Origin of the sequence: Cellulosimicrobium sp. RS, assembly GCF_046159675.1 — a bacterium.
Taxonomy (GTDB): domain Bacteria; phylum Actinomycetota; class Actinomycetes; order Actinomycetales; family Cellulomonadaceae; genus Cellulosimicrobium; species Cellulosimicrobium funkei.
In genome coordinates, this window is sequence record NZ_JBJXVU010000003.1 from 313,186 (window position 1) to 330,215 (window position 17,030).

Here is a 17,030-nt window from a genome sequence, read left to right on the forward strand (position 1 = left end):
CCCGTGGGGTCGGTGTGCGGGGCCCCGGGGGCCGACCCGTCGGTCAGCCCCCGGGGCTCGCTCGCGGCGATGTGCAGCTGTCAGGTCGTGCGGAGCGGCTGGAGCGGTGACACGTCGGGCGCCTCCAGCCGGGTGCGCTCGGCGGACGCGTCGTCGGGCGCCTGCTCGGCGGCCGCCTCGGCCTCCGCGCGGGCGGTGTAGCTCGCGATCTCGGCGTCGCGCGTCGCGTCGTCCCACCCGAGGATCTCGGCGGCGACGGCCGCGATCTCGGGCAGCGCGGCGAGGCCCCGGTCGGGCACCTCGTAGTTGAGCCGCGTGCGGTGCAGCAGCAGGTCCTCGAGGTGCAGCGCCCCCTCGTGGGAGACGCCGTACGCGACCTCCGCGCGCAGGTAGGCCGGCGCGTGCTCGAGCGGGCGGGCGAGGTCGGGCTGCGCCTCGCACAGCTCGACGAGCTCGCGCAGGTTCGACCCGTACCGGTGCAGGAGGTGGTCGACCATGGCCGGGGTCCAGCCGTACCGGGACGCCCAGGGCCGCGCCTGGCGACGCACGGCGTCGAGGCCGACGGCGCCGAGCAGCGGGATCTTGTGCGTGATCGACGGCAGGGCGCTCGCGCGCTGGCCGATCGCGAAGTCCACCGCGTCCTTCGCCATGACGCGGTAGGTGGTGAGCTTGCCGCCGGCGATGACCGTGAGGCCCGGGGTGGGGGAGGCCACCGTGTGCTCGCGCGAGACCTTCGCGGAGCTGGTGCCCTCCTTGGTGCCCGGCTGGAGCAGCGGCCGCAGGCCCGCCCAGGTGCCGATGATGTCGTCGCGCGTGAGGGGGTGGGCGAGCACGGCGTTCGCGTGCTCGAGCACGTAGTCGATGTCGGCCGCGGTCGCGACGGGGTGCTGGAGCTCCTGCTCCCACGGGGTGTCGGTCGTGCCGATCACCCAGTACCGGGACCACGGGATGACGAACAGGACCGACTTCTCGGTCTGCAGGATCAGCCCGACCTGGCCCTTGATGCGCTCGCGCGGCACGACGATGTGGATGCCCTTGGACGCGAGGACCCGCAGCCCGCCCTCGCTGCCGGCGAGCGCCTCGGTGTCCTCCGTCCAGACGCCGGTCGCGTTGATGACGGCGCGTGCCCGGACGGTGATCTCGCGGCCCGTCTCGAGGTCCTGGAGCACGGCACCGTTCACGGCGCCCGTCGAGCCCTTGGTGAGCGAGACGACCTGCGTGCGGGAGGCCGCGTGCGCGCCGTACGACGCCGCGGTGCGCACGAGCGTCGAGACGAGGCGGGAGTCGTCGACCGACGCGTCCCAGTACTGGACGGCGCCGACGGCCGCGTCGTGCGCGAGGTCGGGGAACTTCTTCTCCATGCGGCTGCGCGACAGGTGCCGGTGCAGCGGCATCGCGCGGCGACCGGGCGCGACGCTCGCCAGCGTGTCGTAGAGCGCGATGCCGGCGCCGACGTAGGCACGCTCCCACACGCGGTGCTCGAGCGGGTACAGGAAGGGGACGGGGCGCACGAGGTGCGGCGCGATCTCCTTGAGCAGGAGGTCGCGCTCGGTGAGCGCCTCCTTGACCAGGTGGAAGTCGAGCATCTGCAGGTAGCGCAGGCCGCCGTGCACGAGCTTGCTCGACCGGCTCGACGTCCCTGCCGACCAGTCCTGCGCCTCGACGATCGCGGTGGAGAGCCCGCGCGTGACCGCGTCGAGCGCGATCCCGGCGCCGGTGACCCCGCCGCCGATCACGAGGACGTCGAGCTCGGCGTCCGCGCTGGTGCTGGCCTCGAGCGCGGCGAGCGCCTGCCGCCGGGAGTCCGCGGTGAGTCTCGTGGATGCCATCCGTCTTCCTCTCTCGTCCCTCGGTGCTGCGGCACGCCGCGGGACGATCGCGCCCACGGTGCGCTCACAGCGACGGTCCCACGCCCGACCAGGGTGCGCGAGCGGGAACCGCCGTGCGTGCACCGGGGTCTCCGGCGCGGAGGCACACGGTCCAGACCACCACGCGGCGAACGCCCGCGCAACCGTGGTGCACGAACGTGCAGAATGGGCGTGACGGGAAGGAGACCGCGATGGTCGATCGGGAGCAGGACGTCCTGCGCGCGGCGTCGATGTACTACCTCCAGGACATGAAGATGGAGGCGATCGCCAAGCACCTGCACACGTCGCGGTCCACCGTGTCGCGGCTGGTGAAGCGGGCGCGCGACACGGGCCTGGTCGAGATCTCGCTGCGCCCCGCGCGCAGCCGCGGGCCGGGGCTCGGGCAGCACCTGGCGAGCACGTGGGGGATCGACGCCTACGTGGTCCCCGTGCCCGACCAGGCGCCGCAGGTCGAGCGGCTCGAGCAGGTCGCGCTGACGACCGCGCGCCTGCTGTCGACGTGGTTCGACTCCGACATGATCCTCGGGATCGCGTGGGGCACGACGCTCTCGGCCGTGTCCCGGCATCTGCCGCGCAAGCCGACCCGGGGGAGCGCCGTCGTGCAGCTCAACGGGGCGGCGAACACGCGGACGTCAGGCGTGCACTACGCGGGCGACCTCATCGCCGGCTTCGGCAGCGCGTTCGACGCCCACGTGCACCATTTCCCAGTGCCCGCGTTCTTCGACTACGCGGAGACGAAGCGCGCGATGTGGCGCGAGCGGTCCGTGCGCCGCGTGCTCGACGTGCAGCACCGGGCCGACATCGCGCTCTTCTCCGTCGGGGCCGTCGCGGGCGGCGTGCCGTCGCACGTGTACTCCGCGGGGTACCTCGACCCCGACGACATCGCGGTCCTCGACGCCGAGGGCGTCGTCGGCGACGTCTGCACCGTGTTCCTCCGCGCCGACGGGACCTACCGCGACATCGCGCTCAACGAGCGCGCGACGGGGCCGGCCCCCGAGGAGCTGCGGCGCGTGCCGCGGCGGGTGTGCGCCGTCGCGGGCGACAACAAGGTGGCGCCCCTGCGCGCAGCCCTGCGCGCGGGCGTGGTGACCGACCTCGTCGTCGACGAGATCACGGCGGCCCACCTCGTCGGGGGCTCGTGAGCGCAGAGCGCAGATATGCGTCCTGATGCATGACTATGCAGCAGGTGCTCCGCGCGCGTACAGTGTCGCGGTGCCCACGACCTCCGCCGTCCGTGTCCGTCCCGCCCTGCCCGCGGACGTGCGGACGGTGCGTGCGCTCGTGCAGCCCTACGCCGAGGACCGCATCCTCCTGGCCAAGGAGATGGTCGGGTACTACGAGGCGGTCCAGGAGTTCGTCGTCGCCGAGGTGCCGGACCCGGACGCGGCGGACGGCGCGGACGCGCGGCGCGTCGTCGGGTGCGGGGCGCTGCACGTCATGTGGGACGACCTCGCGGAGATCCGCACGCTCGCGGTGGACCCGGCGTGGCGCGGGCACCGCGTCGGGCACGCGCTCGTCGTCGAGCTCGTCGCCCGCGCCCGCGCCCTCGGCCTGCGGCGCGTGTTCTGCCTGACGTTCGAGGTCGACTTCTTCCGCGCGCACGGCTTCCGCACCATCGAGGGGACGCCCGTGTCCCCCGAGGTGTACGCCGAGCTCCTGCGCTCGCACGACGACGGCGTCGCGGAGTTCCTCGACCTCGCGCGCGTGAAGCCCAACACGCTCGGCAACACGCGGATGCTGCTCGACCTCGACGGCCCTGCCGTCCCCGGCGGCCCCGCCGACCTCGACGGCGACCGCGCCGCGGACGCCGCGCGCGGCTGACGGCCCGCCCGCCGCGTCAGGCGGGGAGCCGGTAGAGCACCCCGCCCGGCCCGTCCTCCTGCTCGACGAGACCGTCCTCCACGAGGCTCGCGACGCACCGGTCGAGCTGCGCGGCGTCGTGCCACACCTCGGCCACGACGCCGCGGGGCACCGGGCCCGGCGCGTCGCGCAGCGCCGCCATGACCCGGCCCCGCGCCTGCCGGTCGGTGCCGACCCAGGCCTGTGTGCGGCGTCGGGCCGCGTGCTCGTCGCCGGGACGGCCGGCCAGGCGCCACGCGCACGCGTCGCGGACGGGGCAGACGCCGCACCGGGGCGCGCGCGCCGTGCAGACGAGCGCGCCGAGCTCCATCGACGCGGCGGCCCACAGCACCGCGTCGTCGTCGTCGGGCGGGGCGACCGCGGCGGCGGTCGCGCGCTCCGCGGCCGTGTACGACGGCGCGGGCAGCGCGACGCCCCCGACCGCGCGCGCCAGGACACGGCGCACGTTCGTGTCGACGACGACCGCGCGGCGCCCGTGCGCGAACGCGGTGACCGCTGCGGCGGTGTACTCGCCGACCCCCGGCAGCGCGCGCAGCGCCTCCTCGCCGCGGGGCACCTCGCCGTCGTGCCGCTCGACGATCGCCCGCGCGCACTCCTGCAGGCGCAGCGCGCGCCGCGGGTAGCCCAGCCGGCCCCACGCGCGCAGCACGTCGGCGGTCGGTGCGGCGGCGAGGTCGGCCGGCTCGGGCCAGCGCTCCATCCACTCCCGCCACGCCGGCTCGACCCGCACGACCGGCGTCTGCTGCAGCATGACCTCGCTCACCAGCACGCCCCACGCGGTGCGGTCCGCAGCCCGCCAGGGCAGGTCGCGGGCCGTCTCGCCGAACCAGCGCCCGACGGCGTCCCGCAGCCCCGCGTGCGGGTCACCGGGCGCGGTCGTGCTCGACGGCGCCGGGCGGGCGCGGCCGTCGGGACGCGCGGGGCGCGGGGCGGGGGCTGGCACGGGTGGGTCCTCGGGAGGGTCGGGCCGGCGGGCCGGGGAACGGGGCAGAGCGAGAGCGACAGAGCAGCGCACGGGCAGGTGCACGGGCCGGACACATTGTGCCCCGACCTGCGCCGCCGTCGGCGCGGCACCGGCCCCGCAGGGCGGCCCCGCGGCTAGCGTGGTCCCGACCAGCACGAGCACGACGGAGGACCCGTGAGCACGCCGCGGACCGACCGCACCCCGAGGCCGAGCACCCGCCCCAGCACCGGGCCGGGCGCTCCCACGCGCGCCGCCCTGGTGCGGCGTCGGCTCGTCGCGCTCCTCCTGCTCGTCGCGCTCGTCGTCGGCCTCGTGCTCCTCGGTCAGGTGGCCGTCCGCGCCGTCGGGCCGCTGCTGAGCGGCGACGCGAGCGCGCAGGAGGGCAAGTCCCCGCCCCCCACGCCCGAGGCCGCGGGGCCGCCCCGCGACTGCACGGCGGCGTCGCTCGAGCTCGCCGTGACGACGAACGCCGCCGAGTACGAGCCCGGTCGCGCCGTGCAGCTCGACGTGACCGTCCGGCACTCCGGCGGGCGGCCGTGCCTCGTCGACGGCTCCGACGCGGGCCGCCAGGTGCTCGTCTACTCGGGCGACGAGCTCGTGTGGTCGTCGGCCCACTGCGGGTCCACCGAGCGCCTGCTGCTCATGAGCACGGGCGACGAGGATCCGTCGCGGCTCGTGCGGTGGGACCGGCACCGCTCGGTCGAGGGCTGCGCGCCCGACCAGCCCGAGGTCGGGCCCGGCACGTACACGGCGGTGGTGAGCATCGCCGGCGTCGACGGCGCGACGAGCGAGCCCGTGACCTTCACCCTGCTCGCCCCGCCCGCGCCCACGCCGGACCCGGCCGAGCCCACCGCCCCAGCGGACGGGACCACCCCGCCGGAGGGCGCCCCGGCGGACGGGACCGCTCCCGCCGACGGGACGGCCCCGGCGGACGGGACGCCGCCGGCCGAGGGGACGGCGCCCGCCGAGGGCGCCGAGCCGCCTGCCCCGTCCGATCCTCCGGCCGGCGGCGCGTAGACCGGCGGCGCCGCCTTCGCCCGGGGCGCTGACCCGCCTCTGGGAGGGGCCTTTCGGACGCTCCCGGGCGCGGGCGTCAGCGGCGGGCGAGGGCCCAGCGGAAGGCGTTGCGCAGCAGGTAGGACCCGTCGGGACGACGGAACGGTCGCGCGGCGCGGAGCACGTCGGGGCGGAGCTCGGCGCGCAGCTCGTCCGACTCGCCGAACATGATCGCGGCGACGACGTCGTCCGCGTCGGCGAGCACCATCGGCGCGTCCGCGACGCCCTCCGTCACCGGCGTGAAGCCGTGCTCCGCGAGGAGCGCGCCGAGGTGCCCCTCCTCGCGGCTCTCGTCGCTCGGCTCGTGGTCCTCGCCCGCGACCGCGCGCTCGAGCACGGTGAGGTCGTTGAGCGCGTCCTCGGCCCACGTCGCGACGGCGACCAGCCCACCGACGCGGCGGCACTCGACGAGCGTCCTCGCGACGTCGGTGAAGGCGAGCGCGTTGACGAGCGTCACGAGGTCGAAGGAGTCGTCCGGCCAGGGGAGTCGCTCCGCCTGCGCGACGCGCAGGTCCGCGCCCGGGCTGCGGCGCCGGGCGACGTCGACCATCCCGGCGGCGGCGTCGCACCCGGCCGCCTCGGCCCCGCGGGCCACGGCCAGGGCGACGAGCTCGCCCGTGCCGCACCCGACGTCGAGCACGCGGGAGCCCGGCCCGACGCCCGCGGCGTCGAGGATCGCCCGCTGCGCGGGCTCGGCGGCGGGCGCCCACCAGCGCGCCCAGGCGTCGGCCAGTGCCGACCACTCGTCGCCGTGGTCCACGGTCCCCTCCGTGTGCGTCGTGCGGACGGTCGGAGCGTCAGACGTAGCGCTCGAGGATGCTCGACTCCGCGAGCCGGGACAGGCCCTCGCGCACCGCGCGGGCCCGCTGCTCGCCGACGCCGTCGACGGTCATGAGGTCGTCGATGCTCGCCGCGAGGAGCTTCTGCAGGCCGCCGAAGTGCGCCACGAGCCGGTCGATGATCGTCGCGGGCAGGCGCGGCACCTTCGACAGGAGGCGGTACCCGTGCGGGGCGACCGCCGCGTCGAGCGCGTCGCCGCCGCCCGGCAGGTCGAGCACGCGCCCGATCTGGCCGAGGTCGAGGAGCTGCGTGGAGTCGAGGCCCCCGAGGGCCTTCTGCACCTCCGCGAGCGAACGGTCCTTGCGGCCCAGGTCGACGTAGTCCCGGATGACGAACTCGCGGTCCGAGCCGATGCCGCCGATGAGCTCGTCGAGCTGGAGCGCGAGGAGGCGGCCGTCGGTGCCGAGCTCGATGACGTAGCCGGCGATCTCCTCGGAGATGCGCGCGACCATCTCGAGGCGCTGCACGACGGCGCAGACGTCGCGCACCGTGACCAGGTCCTCGATCTCGAGCGCGGACAGCGTGCCGGACACCTCGTCGAGGCGCGCGCGGTAGCGCTCGAGCGTCGCGAGCGCCTGGTTGGCGCGCGACAGGATCGTGTCGGAGTCCTCCAGGACGTGGCGCTGGCCGCCGACGTACAGCGCGACGATCCGCATCGACTGGCTCACCGAGATGACGGGGAAGCCGCTCTGCTTGGCCACGCGCTCGGCGGTGCGGTGCCGCGTGCCGGACTCGGTGGTCTCGATCGTCGGGTCAGGCAGGAGCTGGACGGCGGCGCGCAGGATGCGGTTGGCGTCGCGGTCGAGCACGACGGCGCCGTCCATCTTCGACAGCTCGCGCAGCCGCGTCGCGGAGAACCCGACGTCGAGCTGGAAGCCTCCCGAGCACATCTCCTCGACGACCTTGTCCAGGCCCAGCACGATGAGCGCGCCGGTCCGGCCGCGCAGGATGCGCTCGAGACCGTCACGGAGCTCGGTGCCCGGTGCCACGGCGGCGAGGGTCTCCCGGAGCAGCTCGTCGGGGTGCGCGGGGGAGTTGGCCACGGTCGAATCCTACGCTGCGAGCCCATCGCCACCCTCGGGAAACCCCCGGGACACGCCACAAAGCGGTCACGATCCGGTCTCGGCGGTCCCGCCGAGGCCGCCGCCCCCGGTCCTCCGCTCAGCTCCGCGCCAGCTCGACCGCCTCGCCAAGGTGCCGTGCCGGGTGGATGGTCATGCCCTCGACGGGTCGCGGGAACGACCCCCGCGGCACGACGGCGCGCGTGAAGCCGAGGCGCGCGGCCTCGGCCAGCCGGCGGTCGAGGCCGGCGACCGGGCGGATGTCCCCGGCGAGGCCGACCTCGCCGAACGCGACGGTGCCCTGCGGGAGGGCCTCGTCCTCCCGCGCGGACAGGACGGCGAGCGCGATCGAGAGGTCCGCGGCCGGCTCGGTCACCTTGGCGCCGCCCACGGTCGACGCGTAGACGTCCTGGTCGACGAGCCGCACGCCCGCGTGGCGGTGCATGACGGCGAGGATCATCGCGAGGCGGCTCGAGTCGACGCCGCTCGTGGTGCGGCGCGGGTTCGTCAGCGAGCTCGGCACGACGAGCGACTGGATCTCGAGCGCGAGCGGGCGGCGGCCCTCGAGCGTCACGGTGACGCACGTGCCGGGCACGCCCGCGCCGGTGTGGGACAGGAAGAGACCGCTCGGGTCGGCGAGCCCCACGATCCCGTTCTCGGTGAGGTCGAAGCACCCGACCTCGTCGGTGGGCCCGTAGCGGTTCTTCACCGCGCGGACGAGGCGCAGGCGCGAGTGGCGGTCGCCCTCGAACTGGCACACGACGTCGACGAGGTGCTCGAGCGTGCGCGGGCCGGCGACCGAGCCGTCCTTCGTGACGTGCCCGACGAGGATCACGGGCAGGTCGCGGGCCTTCGCCGCGGCGATGAGCGACGCCGCGACCTCGCGCACCTGGCTCACGCCGCCGGGCGCGCCCTCGACCTGCGCGGACGCGATGGTCTGCACCGAGTCGACGACCAGCAGGTCGGGCTCCGTGGCCTCGATGTGCCCGAGGACGGTCGCGAGGTCCGTCTCGGCCGCGAGCAGCAGCCCGGGCGCGAGGGCGCCGACGCGCTCGGCGCGCAGGCGCACCTGCCCGGCCGACTCCTCGCCCGTGACGTAGAGGACGCGCCGCGGGACGGGGGCGGGGCGCGCCGCCTCCGCGGGCGCGCGCTCTCCGGCAGGCCGGACCGTCGGCAGGTCGGAGCCGCCCGCGGCGACGTTGCTCGCGACGGCGAGCAGGAGCGTCGACTTGCCGACGCCCGGCTCCCCGGCGAGGAGCACGACGGCGCCCGGCACGATCCCGCCGCCGAGCACGCGGTCGAACTCGGACACGCCGGTGGGCGTGGCGCGCGCGGCCTCGACGCTGATCTCGCCGATGGGGCGCGCGGGGGAGCGCGTGGGCGACACGGCCGTGGTGCGGGGGCCCGAGGCGGCCGGGGCGTCCTCCGTCACCGTGCCCCACTCCTGGCACTCGCCGCACCGGCCCACCCACTTCGCGGTGGTCCACCCGCACTCGCTGCAGCGGTAGGCGGGGCGGGCTCGCTTGGCGGCCGCGGAGCGGGCCGCGGTGGTCGACGACGTCACGCGCCCCAACCTAGCCAGCACCCCTGACACCGGCACGCCGCCGCACGCCGCGACGAGCGGGCGTCGGCGCGGGATGCTGGGCCCATGCGCATGCGCGGCCTCCCGCACGACAGCCCGTGGTGGACGCCGATCCTCACGGTGACCTCGACGGCCGCGTGCCTCACGGTCTACTACGGCGTGCCGCTGCCCGACGACGACGCGCCCGAGGTGGTCCAGCTCGTCTCCTTCGGCGTCGGGCTGGCGCTGCTGTGCGGGCTCCTCGTGGTCCAGGTGCGGCGCCAGCTCCGCGCGTGGGAGACGCCGAGCGTGCGGGTCCAGTCCGTCATGGGCCTGCTGCTGCCGGTCGTGACGTTCTTCGCCCTCGTCTACTACCTCCTCGCGGACCAGTTCGTGGGGATCGAGAACCGGACCGACGCCCTGTACTTCGCCGTCGTGACGCTCGGGACGGTCGGCTACGGCGACGTCCACCCGACGGGCGAGGCCGCCAAGATGGTGGCGATGGTCCAGATCGTGCTGGACCTCGTCGTCGTCGGCGTCCTGGTGTCGATCGCCACGTCGCGCGCGCGGGCCCGGGCGGAGCACCGCGAGCGCGCGGTGCGCACCGAGCGACGCCCCGACTGACGTCGCCGGTCGGCGGCCCCGTGGCCCACGGGCCCGGGCGGGCGGTCCCCGGCGAGCGGTCCCCGAGGCGGACGCCGGGGCACGACGACCGGGTGAACCCGCTCCGCCCGGACGACACCCCGCGTCACCGCAGGGGGTCGGGCCCGCGCGCGTCCTACGCTGGGCCGCGGGGCCACGCCCCGGAAGATCGGCGGCCCACGAGGACGGCCGGGAGCAGAGAGGTGCGCGCGATGAGCCAGCCGCCCGGCGGGGGCACGCCAGGACGGGCCGCCACCCCGGCGCGCCCCGGGGCGACGGCGGGCGCGTCGGGTCCCCGCCGTCCCGCCGACGCGACGGGCGCGCGCGACCGGAGGCACTCCCGCCCCCCGTCGGCGGCGGTGTACCGGCGTCGCCGGCTCGTCGTGCTGGTCGGTCTCTTGGTCGTCGTCGGTCTCGTACTGGCGCTCCTCGCCTGGGTGTGGCCCGGGTTCGCCCGCTCGGACGCCGCCGCGGACCCCGAGCCGACGGTCACCGTCACCGCCGACCCGCCCACGCCGACGCTCGAGCCCGTGGCACGCACCGGCACGACCGCGTTCGCGCAGGCGCTCCCGGACACCGTGCTCGACCTCGTGCTCCGCAGCGACTCGGCGACGGACGCGTGGACCGCCGCGCGCGCCCTGGAGGCGTACCAGCTCGAGTACGCCGACGGCGAGGGGGACGACGCGACCCGGGTCACCGTCGTCGCGGGCCAGTGGCCGACGTCTGCGGAGGCGGAGGCCGCGGCGGACGACCTCGTCGCCGCGGCGGGCACGCCCACGGAGGAGGGCGACGTCGAGGTCGCCGGGGAGGTCGCGGGCCGGTACGCCGTGACCGACGCGGGCGACGGCCGGGCGACCGTCACGTGGCGCAACGACACGGCCGTCCTCCAGGCGACGGGGCCCGCCGACGTCGTGGCCGACGTCTACGCCGCCTTCCCGCTCTGAGCACCGGGGCCCTCGCGGCGGCCCGGACTCTCCGGGTGCGCAAGAATGCCCTTCACCGACTCCCGGGAGCTGATCGCCCATGACCGACCTGCCCACCCCCTCCGCGCCCCGGCTCGCCGTCCTCGGCACGGGCGTCATGGGCGAGACCGTCCTCGCGGGTGCGCTCGCGTCGGGGTGGCGACCCGACGACGTCGTCGCCACGGTCCGCCGGCCCGAGCGCGCCGACGAGCTCGCCGCCCGCCACGGCGTCCGGACGACGCGCGACAACGTCGAGGCCGTGCGCGGCGCCGGGGTCGTCGTCGTCGCGGTGAAGCCGAAGGACGTCGGCGCGCTGCTCGCCGAGGTCCACGACGCGGTGGGCGAGGGCACGGTGGTCGTGAGCGTCGTCGTCGGCCTCCCGACCGCCTTCTACGAGGAGCGGCTGCCCGCGGGCACCGCCGTCGTGCGGGTCATGCCGAACACGCCGTCCGTCGTGGGCGCGGGCGTGAGCGCCGTGAGCGGCGGGAGCGCGGCGGACGACGACGACGTCGCGCTCGTCGAGCGGCTCCTCACCTCGACGGGCCTCGTCGTGCGCGTCGCGGAGAAGGACCAGGACGCCGTCGGCGCGCTCTCCGGCTCCGGGCCCGCGTACGTCTTCTACGTCATCGACGCGCTCGCCGAGGCGGGCGTGCTGCTCGGCCTGACGCGCGCGACGGCGCTCGAGCTCGCGACCGCGACCGTGCACGGCGCGGCCACGATGCTGCGCGAGACGGGCGAGCACCCGGCGATCGCGCGCGAGCGCGTCTCCTCGCCGGGCGGCACGACGGTCGCGGCCCTGCGCCGTCTCGACGCCGGCGGGGTGCGCGCCGCGTTCCTCGACGCGCTCGAGGCCGCGCGCGACCGCTCGGCCGAGCTCGCGGCGGCGCTCGCGGACGCCCCGGCGCCGCGCGCGGGGACCGAGGGGGCGGGGTCGTGAGCGACGGGCCGTCGCCCCGCACTCGCCCGCCCGCGATGTCGGACGTCGCACGGCTCGCCGGCGTCTCGCACCAGACCGTGTCCCGCGTGCTCAACGACCACCCGAGCGTGCGGCCCGAGACCCGCGACCGCGTCCTCGACGCGATCGCGACGCTCGGCTACCGCCGCAACAGCGCGGCGCGCGCCCTCGTGACGATGCGCTCGGGCACGATCGGCGTGGTGACCACCGGCTCCGCGCTGTACGGGCCGACGTCGACCCTCATCGCGGTCGAGGAGGCCGCCCGCGAGCAGGGCTACTTCGTGAGCGTCGCGACGATCCGGCGCTACGACGCCGACACGATGCACCGCGTGCTCGAGCACTTCATGGACCAGGGCGTCGAGGGCATCGTCGTCATCGCGCCGCAGACGGACGTCGCGGCGGCGGTCGACTCGTTCCGCGCACCCGTCCCCGTCATCATGATCGCCGCGCGCGACCTCCCCGCGGACGGCGAGGCGACCGACGTCGTGCGCCCCGCGCCCGGTGCGCTCGGCGCGCCGGGGGCGATCCTGTCCATCGCCGTGGACCAGCGCCTGGGTGCGCGCGTCGCGACGGAGCACCTGCTCGGCCTGGGCCACCGCACGGTGCTCCACCTGTCCGGGCCGCTCGACTGGTTCGACGCGCGCGAGCGCGAGACGGGCTGGCGCGCCGCGCTCGAGGAGCACGGCGCCCCGGTGCCCGAGCCGGTGCGGGGCGACTGGTCGTCGGACCGCGGGTACGCCGTCGGGCGCGAGCTCGCGGCCGCGGTCCGCGCGGGCGACGGCCCGACGGCGGTGTTCGCGGGCAACGACCAGCTCGCGCTCGGCCTGCTGCGCGCGTTCTGGGAGCAGGGCGTGCGGGTGCCGGCGGACGTCTCGGTGGTCGGGTTCGACGACGTCGCGGGCGCCGGGCACTTCATCCCGCCGCTGACGACGGTGCGCCAGCCGTTCGGGTCCCTGGGGCGCCGGTGCATGGGGATGATGATCGACGCGCTGGCGGGCGCGACGGTCCGACCCGTCTCCATCCCGCCCGAGCTCATGGTGCGCGAGAGCACGGGCACGCCGCGCGACTGACCGCGCGCTCGCACGGGCGAGCGCGGAGGGAGTTGGCCTCGCCGGTTGTGAGCGCTAACATTCGAAGGACACTCAACGACCGAGGCGCGACGCCGCGACGAGGAGAAGCAGCAATGGTGCAGCAGGACGAGGTCGGGCGCCGTCGGGCGGCCGTCGTGGCGGGGGACACCGCGCTCGGGATCGAGCTCGGGTCGACGCGGATCAAGGCGTGCCTCGTGGACGGTGACGGCACGCCGCTCGCGAGCGGGAGCCACGCCTGGGAGAACCGGTTCGAGGACGGCACGTGGACGTACCCGCTCGACGCCGTGGAGGCGGGGCTGCGCGAGTGCTACGCGCGCCTCGTGGCCGACGTCGAGGAGCGGTACGGCGTGCGACCCACGACGTACGGGGCGCTCGGCGTCTCCGCGATGATGCACGGCTACCTCGCGTTCGACGCCGACGGCGAGCTCCTCGTCCCGTTCCGCACGTGGCGCAACACCTCGACCGGCCCGGCCGCCGCCGAGCTCACCGAGCTGCTGGGGTACAACGTCCCGCTGCGCTGGTCGGTCGCGCACTGGTACCAGGCGATCCTCGACGCCGAGCCGCACGCGGCGAGCGTCGCGTCGCTCACGACGCTCGCCGGGTACGTCCACCGGCGGCTCACGGGCCGCCACGTGCTCGGCGTCGGCGACGCGTCCGGCATGTTCCCGGTCGACCCGGCGACGCGCGACTACGACCACGCGCTCCTCGCGCTCGTCGACGAGCGCGCCGCCACCCACCGGGCCGGGCCGAAGCTCGCCGAGCTGCTGCCCGACGTGCTCGTCGCGGGCGAGAGCGCCGGGCGCCTGACCGCCGAGGGCGCGGCCTGGCTCGACCCCACCGGGTCGCTGGAGCCCGGCGTCCTGCTGTGCCCGCCCGAGGGCGACGCGGGCACGGGCATGGTCGCGACGAACGCCGTCGCGCCGCGCACGGGCAACGTCAGCGCGGGCACGAGCATCTTCGCGATGGTCGTGCTCGAGGGCCCGCTCGCCGCCGTGCACCACGAGCTCGACCTCGTCACGACGCCGGCGGGCGACCTCGTCGCGATGGTCCACTGCAACAACGGCGCGAGCGAGCTCGAGGCGTGGGCCGGCCTGCTCGGCGAGCTCGCCGCGGCCGTCGGCAGCGACGCGGGCCCGGACGACGTGTTCGGCGCGCTGTTCCGCGCCGCGCTCGACGGCGACGCCGACGGCGGCGGGCTGCTCGCCTACAACTACCTCGCGGGGGAGCCGATCACCGGGCTCGACGAGGGGCGCCCCCTGGTCGTCCGCACGCCCGGCAGCCGCCTGACGCTCGCCAACTTCGCGCGGACGCAGGTGTACGGCGCGTTCGGGACCCTCGCGCTCGGCATGCGCGTGCTCGCGCGGGAGGGCGTCCGGATCGACGGGATGCTCGCCCACGGCGGGATGTTCCGCACCGCGGGCGTCGCGCAGCGGCTCCTCGCGGCGGCGATCGGCGCGCCCGTCAGCGTGGGGCGCACGGCGGGCGAGGGCGGGGCCTGGGGCATCGCGGTGCTCGCGGCCTTCGCGCGCGCCTGCGCCGGGGAGCGCGCACCGGGCGCCGACGTGGGTGCGGACCTGGGCGACTACCTGCGCGACCACGTCTTCGCGGCGGCCGAGACCGTGACGGTCGAGCCCGACCCCGCGGACGTCGCCGGCTTCGCCGCGTACCTCGAGCGGTACGCGGCCGGGCTCGCCGTCGAGCGTGCCGCCGTGACAGCGCTGCCCACCCGCACCGGAGGAGAGGACCCCGCATGAGCACGCCCACCCCGTCCGCGGACGCGACGGCCGCGCGACCCGCCGTCCCGGCGGTGCCCGCGCACCTGCGCGACGCCGTCGACGCCGCGAAGGAGCGCGTCGCCGCGCTGCACGCCGAGCTGCCCCGCTGGGAGCTCGTGGTGTGGACCGCGGGCAACGTGTCCGAGCGCGTCCGGGACACCACGCGGCCCGACGGCGCGGGCGACCTGCTCGTCATCAAGCCGTCGGGCGTCGCGTACGACGACATCACCCCCGGCGCGATGGTCGTGTGCGACCTCGACGGGGCCCTCGTCGAGGGCGACCGGTCGCCGTCGTCGGACACGGCGGCGCACGCGTACGTGTACCGCCACCTGCCCGAGGTGGGCGGCGTGGTGCACACGCACTCGACCTACGCGACGGCGTGGGCCGCGCGCGGCGAGCCGGTGCCGTGCGTCCTGACGATGATGGCCGACGAGTTCGGGGGCGACATCCCCGTCGGACCGTTCGCGCTCATCGGGGACGACTCGATCGGGCGCGGCATCGTGGAGACGCTGCGCGGGTCGCGCAGCCCCGCGGTCCTCATGCGCAACCACGGGCCGTTCACCATCGGCAAGGACGCGCGCGCGGCGGTCAAGGCGGCCGTGATGTGCGAGGAGGTCGCCCGCACCGTGCACGTCAGCCGCCAGCTCGGCGAGCCCACGCGCATCACGCAGGACGACGTCGACGCGCTCTACGCGCGCTACCAGCACGTCTACGGGCAGCAGCCCGCGCGCTGACCGGCGGGCCGCTCCGACCCGGTTCCCCCGGGGCCCGGCGGCGCACCGGCACGACACGCAGCACGACCACCGGGACGGGACCGCAGCGGTGCGGCCCTCGCCCACGACACGAGAGATGGACCGACATGAGCAAGCCCTACGCGGACCGCGAGATCTGGTTCCTCACCGGCAGCCAGGACCTGTACGGAGAGGAGACGCTGCGGCAGGTCGCCGAGCAGTCGCAGGAGGTCGCGCGCGCCCTCGACGCGTCGCCGGACGTCCCGGCGTCCGTCGTCTGGAAGCCCGTCCTCAAGGACGCCGGCGCGATCCGCCGCGCGATGCTCGACGCCAACGCCGACGACCGCGTGCTCGGCGTCGTGACGTGGATGCACACGTTCAGCCCCGCGAAGATGTGGATCGGCGGCCTCGACCAGCTCCGCAAGCCGCTCCTGCACCTGCACACGCAGGCGAACGTCGAGCTGCCGTGGGACACGATCGACTTCGACTTCATGAACCTCAACCAGGCCGCGCACGGCGACCGGGAGTACGCGTACGTCGCGACGCGGCTCGGGGTGGCGCGCACGACGGTCGTCGGGCACGTCTCGAACCCGGCGGTCACCGCGCGCGTCGGCTCGTGGGTGCGCGGCGCCGCCGGCTGGGCGGCGACGCACGAGCTGCGCCTGGCCCGCTTCGGCGACAACATGCGCAACGTCGCGGTGACCGAGGGCGACAAGACCGAGGCCGAGCTCCGGTTCGGTGTGAGCGTGAACACGTGGGGCGTGAACGACCTCGTGCGCGCGGTCGACGAGGTCTCCGAGGCCGACGTCGACGCGCTCGTCGCGGAGTACGAGGACCTCTACGACGTGGTCCCCGAGCTGCGCAAGGACGGCGACCGGCATGCCTCGCTGCGGTACGCGGCCCGGCAGGAGATCGCGCTCGAGACGTTCCTCGAGTCCGTCGGCGCCAAGGCGTTCACGACCAACTTCGAGGACCTGGGCGACCTGCGCCAGCTCCCCGGCATCGCCGTCCAGCGCCTCATGGCCAAGGGCTACGGGTTCGGGGCCGAGGGCGACTGGAAGACGGCCGTGCTCGTGCGCGCCGCGAAGGTCATGGGCGAGGGGCTGCCCGGCGGCGCGTCGCTCATGGAGGACTACACCTACGACCTGACCCCGGGCAGCGAGAAGATCCTCGGCGCGCACATGCTGGAGATCTGCCCGTCGCTCACGACCTCGACGCCCCGCGTCGAGATCCACCCGCTCGGCATCGGCGGCAAGGAGGACCCGGTCCGCATGGTGTTCGACGCCGACCCGGGCGTCGGCGTCGTCGTGTCCCTCGCGGACATGCGCGACCGCTTCCGGCTCACGGCGAACGTCGTGGACGTCGTCCCGCCGAGCGCGCCGCTGCCGCACCTGCCGGTGGCACGCGCGGTGTGGGAGCCGCGGCCGGACTTCGCGACGTCCGCCGAGGCCTGGCTGACGGCGGGCGGCGCGCACCACACGGTGCTCTCCACGGCCGCGGGCATCGACGCGTTCGAGGTCTTCGCGGACATCGCGCGCACGGAGCTCCTGGTCATCGACGAGAGCACGACGCGGCGGGGCTTCCGCGACCAGGTGCGGTGGAACCAGGTCTACTACCGCCTCGCGCAGGGCCTCTGACGCCTGGGGGAGCCGTCCGCGCACGGT

The 17,030-nt window shown here is 75.9% G+C and carries 15 protein-coding genes; 10 read left to right on the forward strand and 5 right to left on the reverse strand.

Annotated elements, in window-relative coordinates:
• Window positions 1-80 precede the first annotated feature (80 nt).
• On the reverse strand, window positions 81-1,829 hold the full coding sequence (locus tag ACI769_RS07050; protein ID WP_137281564.1) for a glycerol-3-phosphate dehydrogenase/oxidase: 1,749 nt from the start codon (window positions 1,827-1,829) through the stop codon (window positions 81-83).
• Window positions 1,830-2,059: 230 nt separating this feature from the next.
• On the opposite strand from ACI769_RS07050, the gene ACI769_RS07055 reads away from it, so the two are divergent.
• On the forward strand, window positions 2,060-3,010 hold the full coding sequence (locus ACI769_RS07055; RefSeq protein ID WP_034655252.1) for a sugar-binding transcriptional regulator: 951 nt from the start codon (window positions 2,060-2,062) through the stop codon (window positions 3,008-3,010).
• A gap of 25 nt (window positions 3,011-3,035) precedes the next feature.
• On the forward strand, window positions 3,036-3,689 hold the full coding sequence (locus ACI769_RS07060; protein ID WP_076403272.1) for an amino-acid N-acetyltransferase: 654 nt from the start codon (window positions 3,036-3,038) through the stop codon (window positions 3,687-3,689).
• A gap of 16 nt (window positions 3,690-3,705) precedes the next feature.
• On the opposite strand, the gene ACI769_RS07065 is transcribed toward ACI769_RS07060, so the two are convergent.
• Window positions 3,706-4,671 carry an A/G-specific adenine glycosylase gene (locus tag ACI769_RS07065; RefSeq protein ID WP_409141408.1) on the reverse strand — a complete coding sequence of 322 codons (966 nt, stop codon included), beginning with the start codon at window positions 4,669-4,671 and terminating at the stop codon, window positions 3,706-3,708.
• A 195-nt stretch (window positions 4,672-4,866) separates the two neighbouring features.
• On the opposite strand from ACI769_RS07065, the gene ACI769_RS07070 reads away from it, so the two are divergent.
• Entirely contained in the window at window positions 4,867-5,709 is an 843-nt protein-coding gene (locus ACI769_RS07070) for a hypothetical protein (RefSeq protein ID WP_409141409.1), read from the forward strand.
• Between the two features lie 76 nt (window positions 5,710-5,785).
• Here ACI769_RS07070 and ACI769_RS07075 read toward each other — a convergent pair whose 3' ends face one another.
• The 3 genes from ACI769_RS07075 to ACI769_RS07085 all read right to left on the reverse strand — a co-directional run bounded on the left by ACI769_RS07075 (window position 5,786) and on the right by ACI769_RS07085 (window position 9,213).
• On the reverse strand, window positions 5,786-6,508 hold the full coding sequence (locus tag ACI769_RS07075; protein ID WP_085388457.1) for a class I SAM-dependent methyltransferase: 723 nt from the start codon (window positions 6,506-6,508) through the stop codon (window positions 5,786-5,788).
• Between the two features lie 37 nt (window positions 6,509-6,545).
• On the reverse strand, window positions 6,546-7,631 hold the full coding sequence (gene disA / locus ACI769_RS07080) for a DNA integrity scanning diadenylate cyclase DisA (protein WP_034654928.1): 1,086 nt from the start codon (window positions 7,629-7,631) through the stop codon (window positions 6,546-6,548).
• A gap of 118 nt (window positions 7,632-7,749) precedes the next feature.
• On the reverse strand, window positions 7,750-9,213 hold the full coding sequence (locus tag ACI769_RS07085; RefSeq protein WP_034654931.1) for a DNA repair protein RadA: 1,464 nt from the start codon (window positions 9,211-9,213) through the stop codon (window positions 7,750-7,752).
• Between the two features lie 84 nt (window positions 9,214-9,297).
• Here ACI769_RS07085 and ACI769_RS07090 point away from each other — a divergent pair, with 84 nt between their 5' ends.
• From ACI769_RS07090 to araA, 7 genes are all read left to right on the forward strand, one after another.
• Window positions 9,298-9,834 (forward strand): potassium channel family protein, encoded by a 537-nt coding sequence (locus ACI769_RS07090; RefSeq protein WP_114554083.1) that lies wholly within the window; start codon window positions 9,298-9,300, stop codon window positions 9,832-9,834.
• A 230-nt stretch (window positions 9,835-10,064) separates the two neighbouring features.
• Entirely contained in the window at window positions 10,065-10,796 is a 732-nt protein-coding gene (locus ACI769_RS07095; RefSeq protein ID WP_137281565.1) for a hypothetical protein, read from the forward strand.
• A 79-nt stretch (window positions 10,797-10,875) separates the two neighbouring features.
• Complete coding sequence (proC, locus tag ACI769_RS07100) at window positions 10,876-11,751, forward strand: pyrroline-5-carboxylate reductase (protein WP_085388455.1); 876 nt, start codon at window positions 10,876-10,878, stop codon at window positions 11,749-11,751.
• A 35-nt stretch (window positions 11,752-11,786) separates the two neighbouring features.
• Window positions 11,787-12,839, forward strand: a complete 1,053-nt coding sequence (locus ACI769_RS07105) for a LacI family DNA-binding transcriptional regulator (protein WP_034655503.1) — start codon at window positions 11,787-11,789, stop codon at window positions 12,837-12,839.
• Window positions 12,840-12,952: 113 nt separating this feature from the next.
• The gene (locus ACI769_RS07110) at window positions 12,953-14,614 is read left to right on the forward strand and encodes a xylulokinase (protein WP_409141410.1); all 1,662 of its coding nucleotides are present in this window, start codon (window positions 12,953-12,955) and stop codon (window positions 14,612-14,614) included.
• Window positions 14,611-15,369, forward strand: a complete 759-nt coding sequence (locus ACI769_RS07115; RefSeq protein ID WP_409141411.1) for an L-ribulose-5-phosphate 4-epimerase — start codon at window positions 14,611-14,613, stop codon at window positions 15,367-15,369. The genes ACI769_RS07110 and ACI769_RS07115 overlap by 4 nt, the downstream gene beginning before the upstream one ends.
• Window positions 15,370-15,494: 125 nt before the next feature.
• The gene (araA, locus tag ACI769_RS07120; protein ID WP_144721701.1) at window positions 15,495-17,003 is read left to right on the forward strand and encodes an L-arabinose isomerase; all 1,509 of its coding nucleotides are present in this window, start codon (window positions 15,495-15,497) and stop codon (window positions 17,001-17,003) included.
• Window positions 17,004-17,030: the final 27 nt, after the last annotated feature.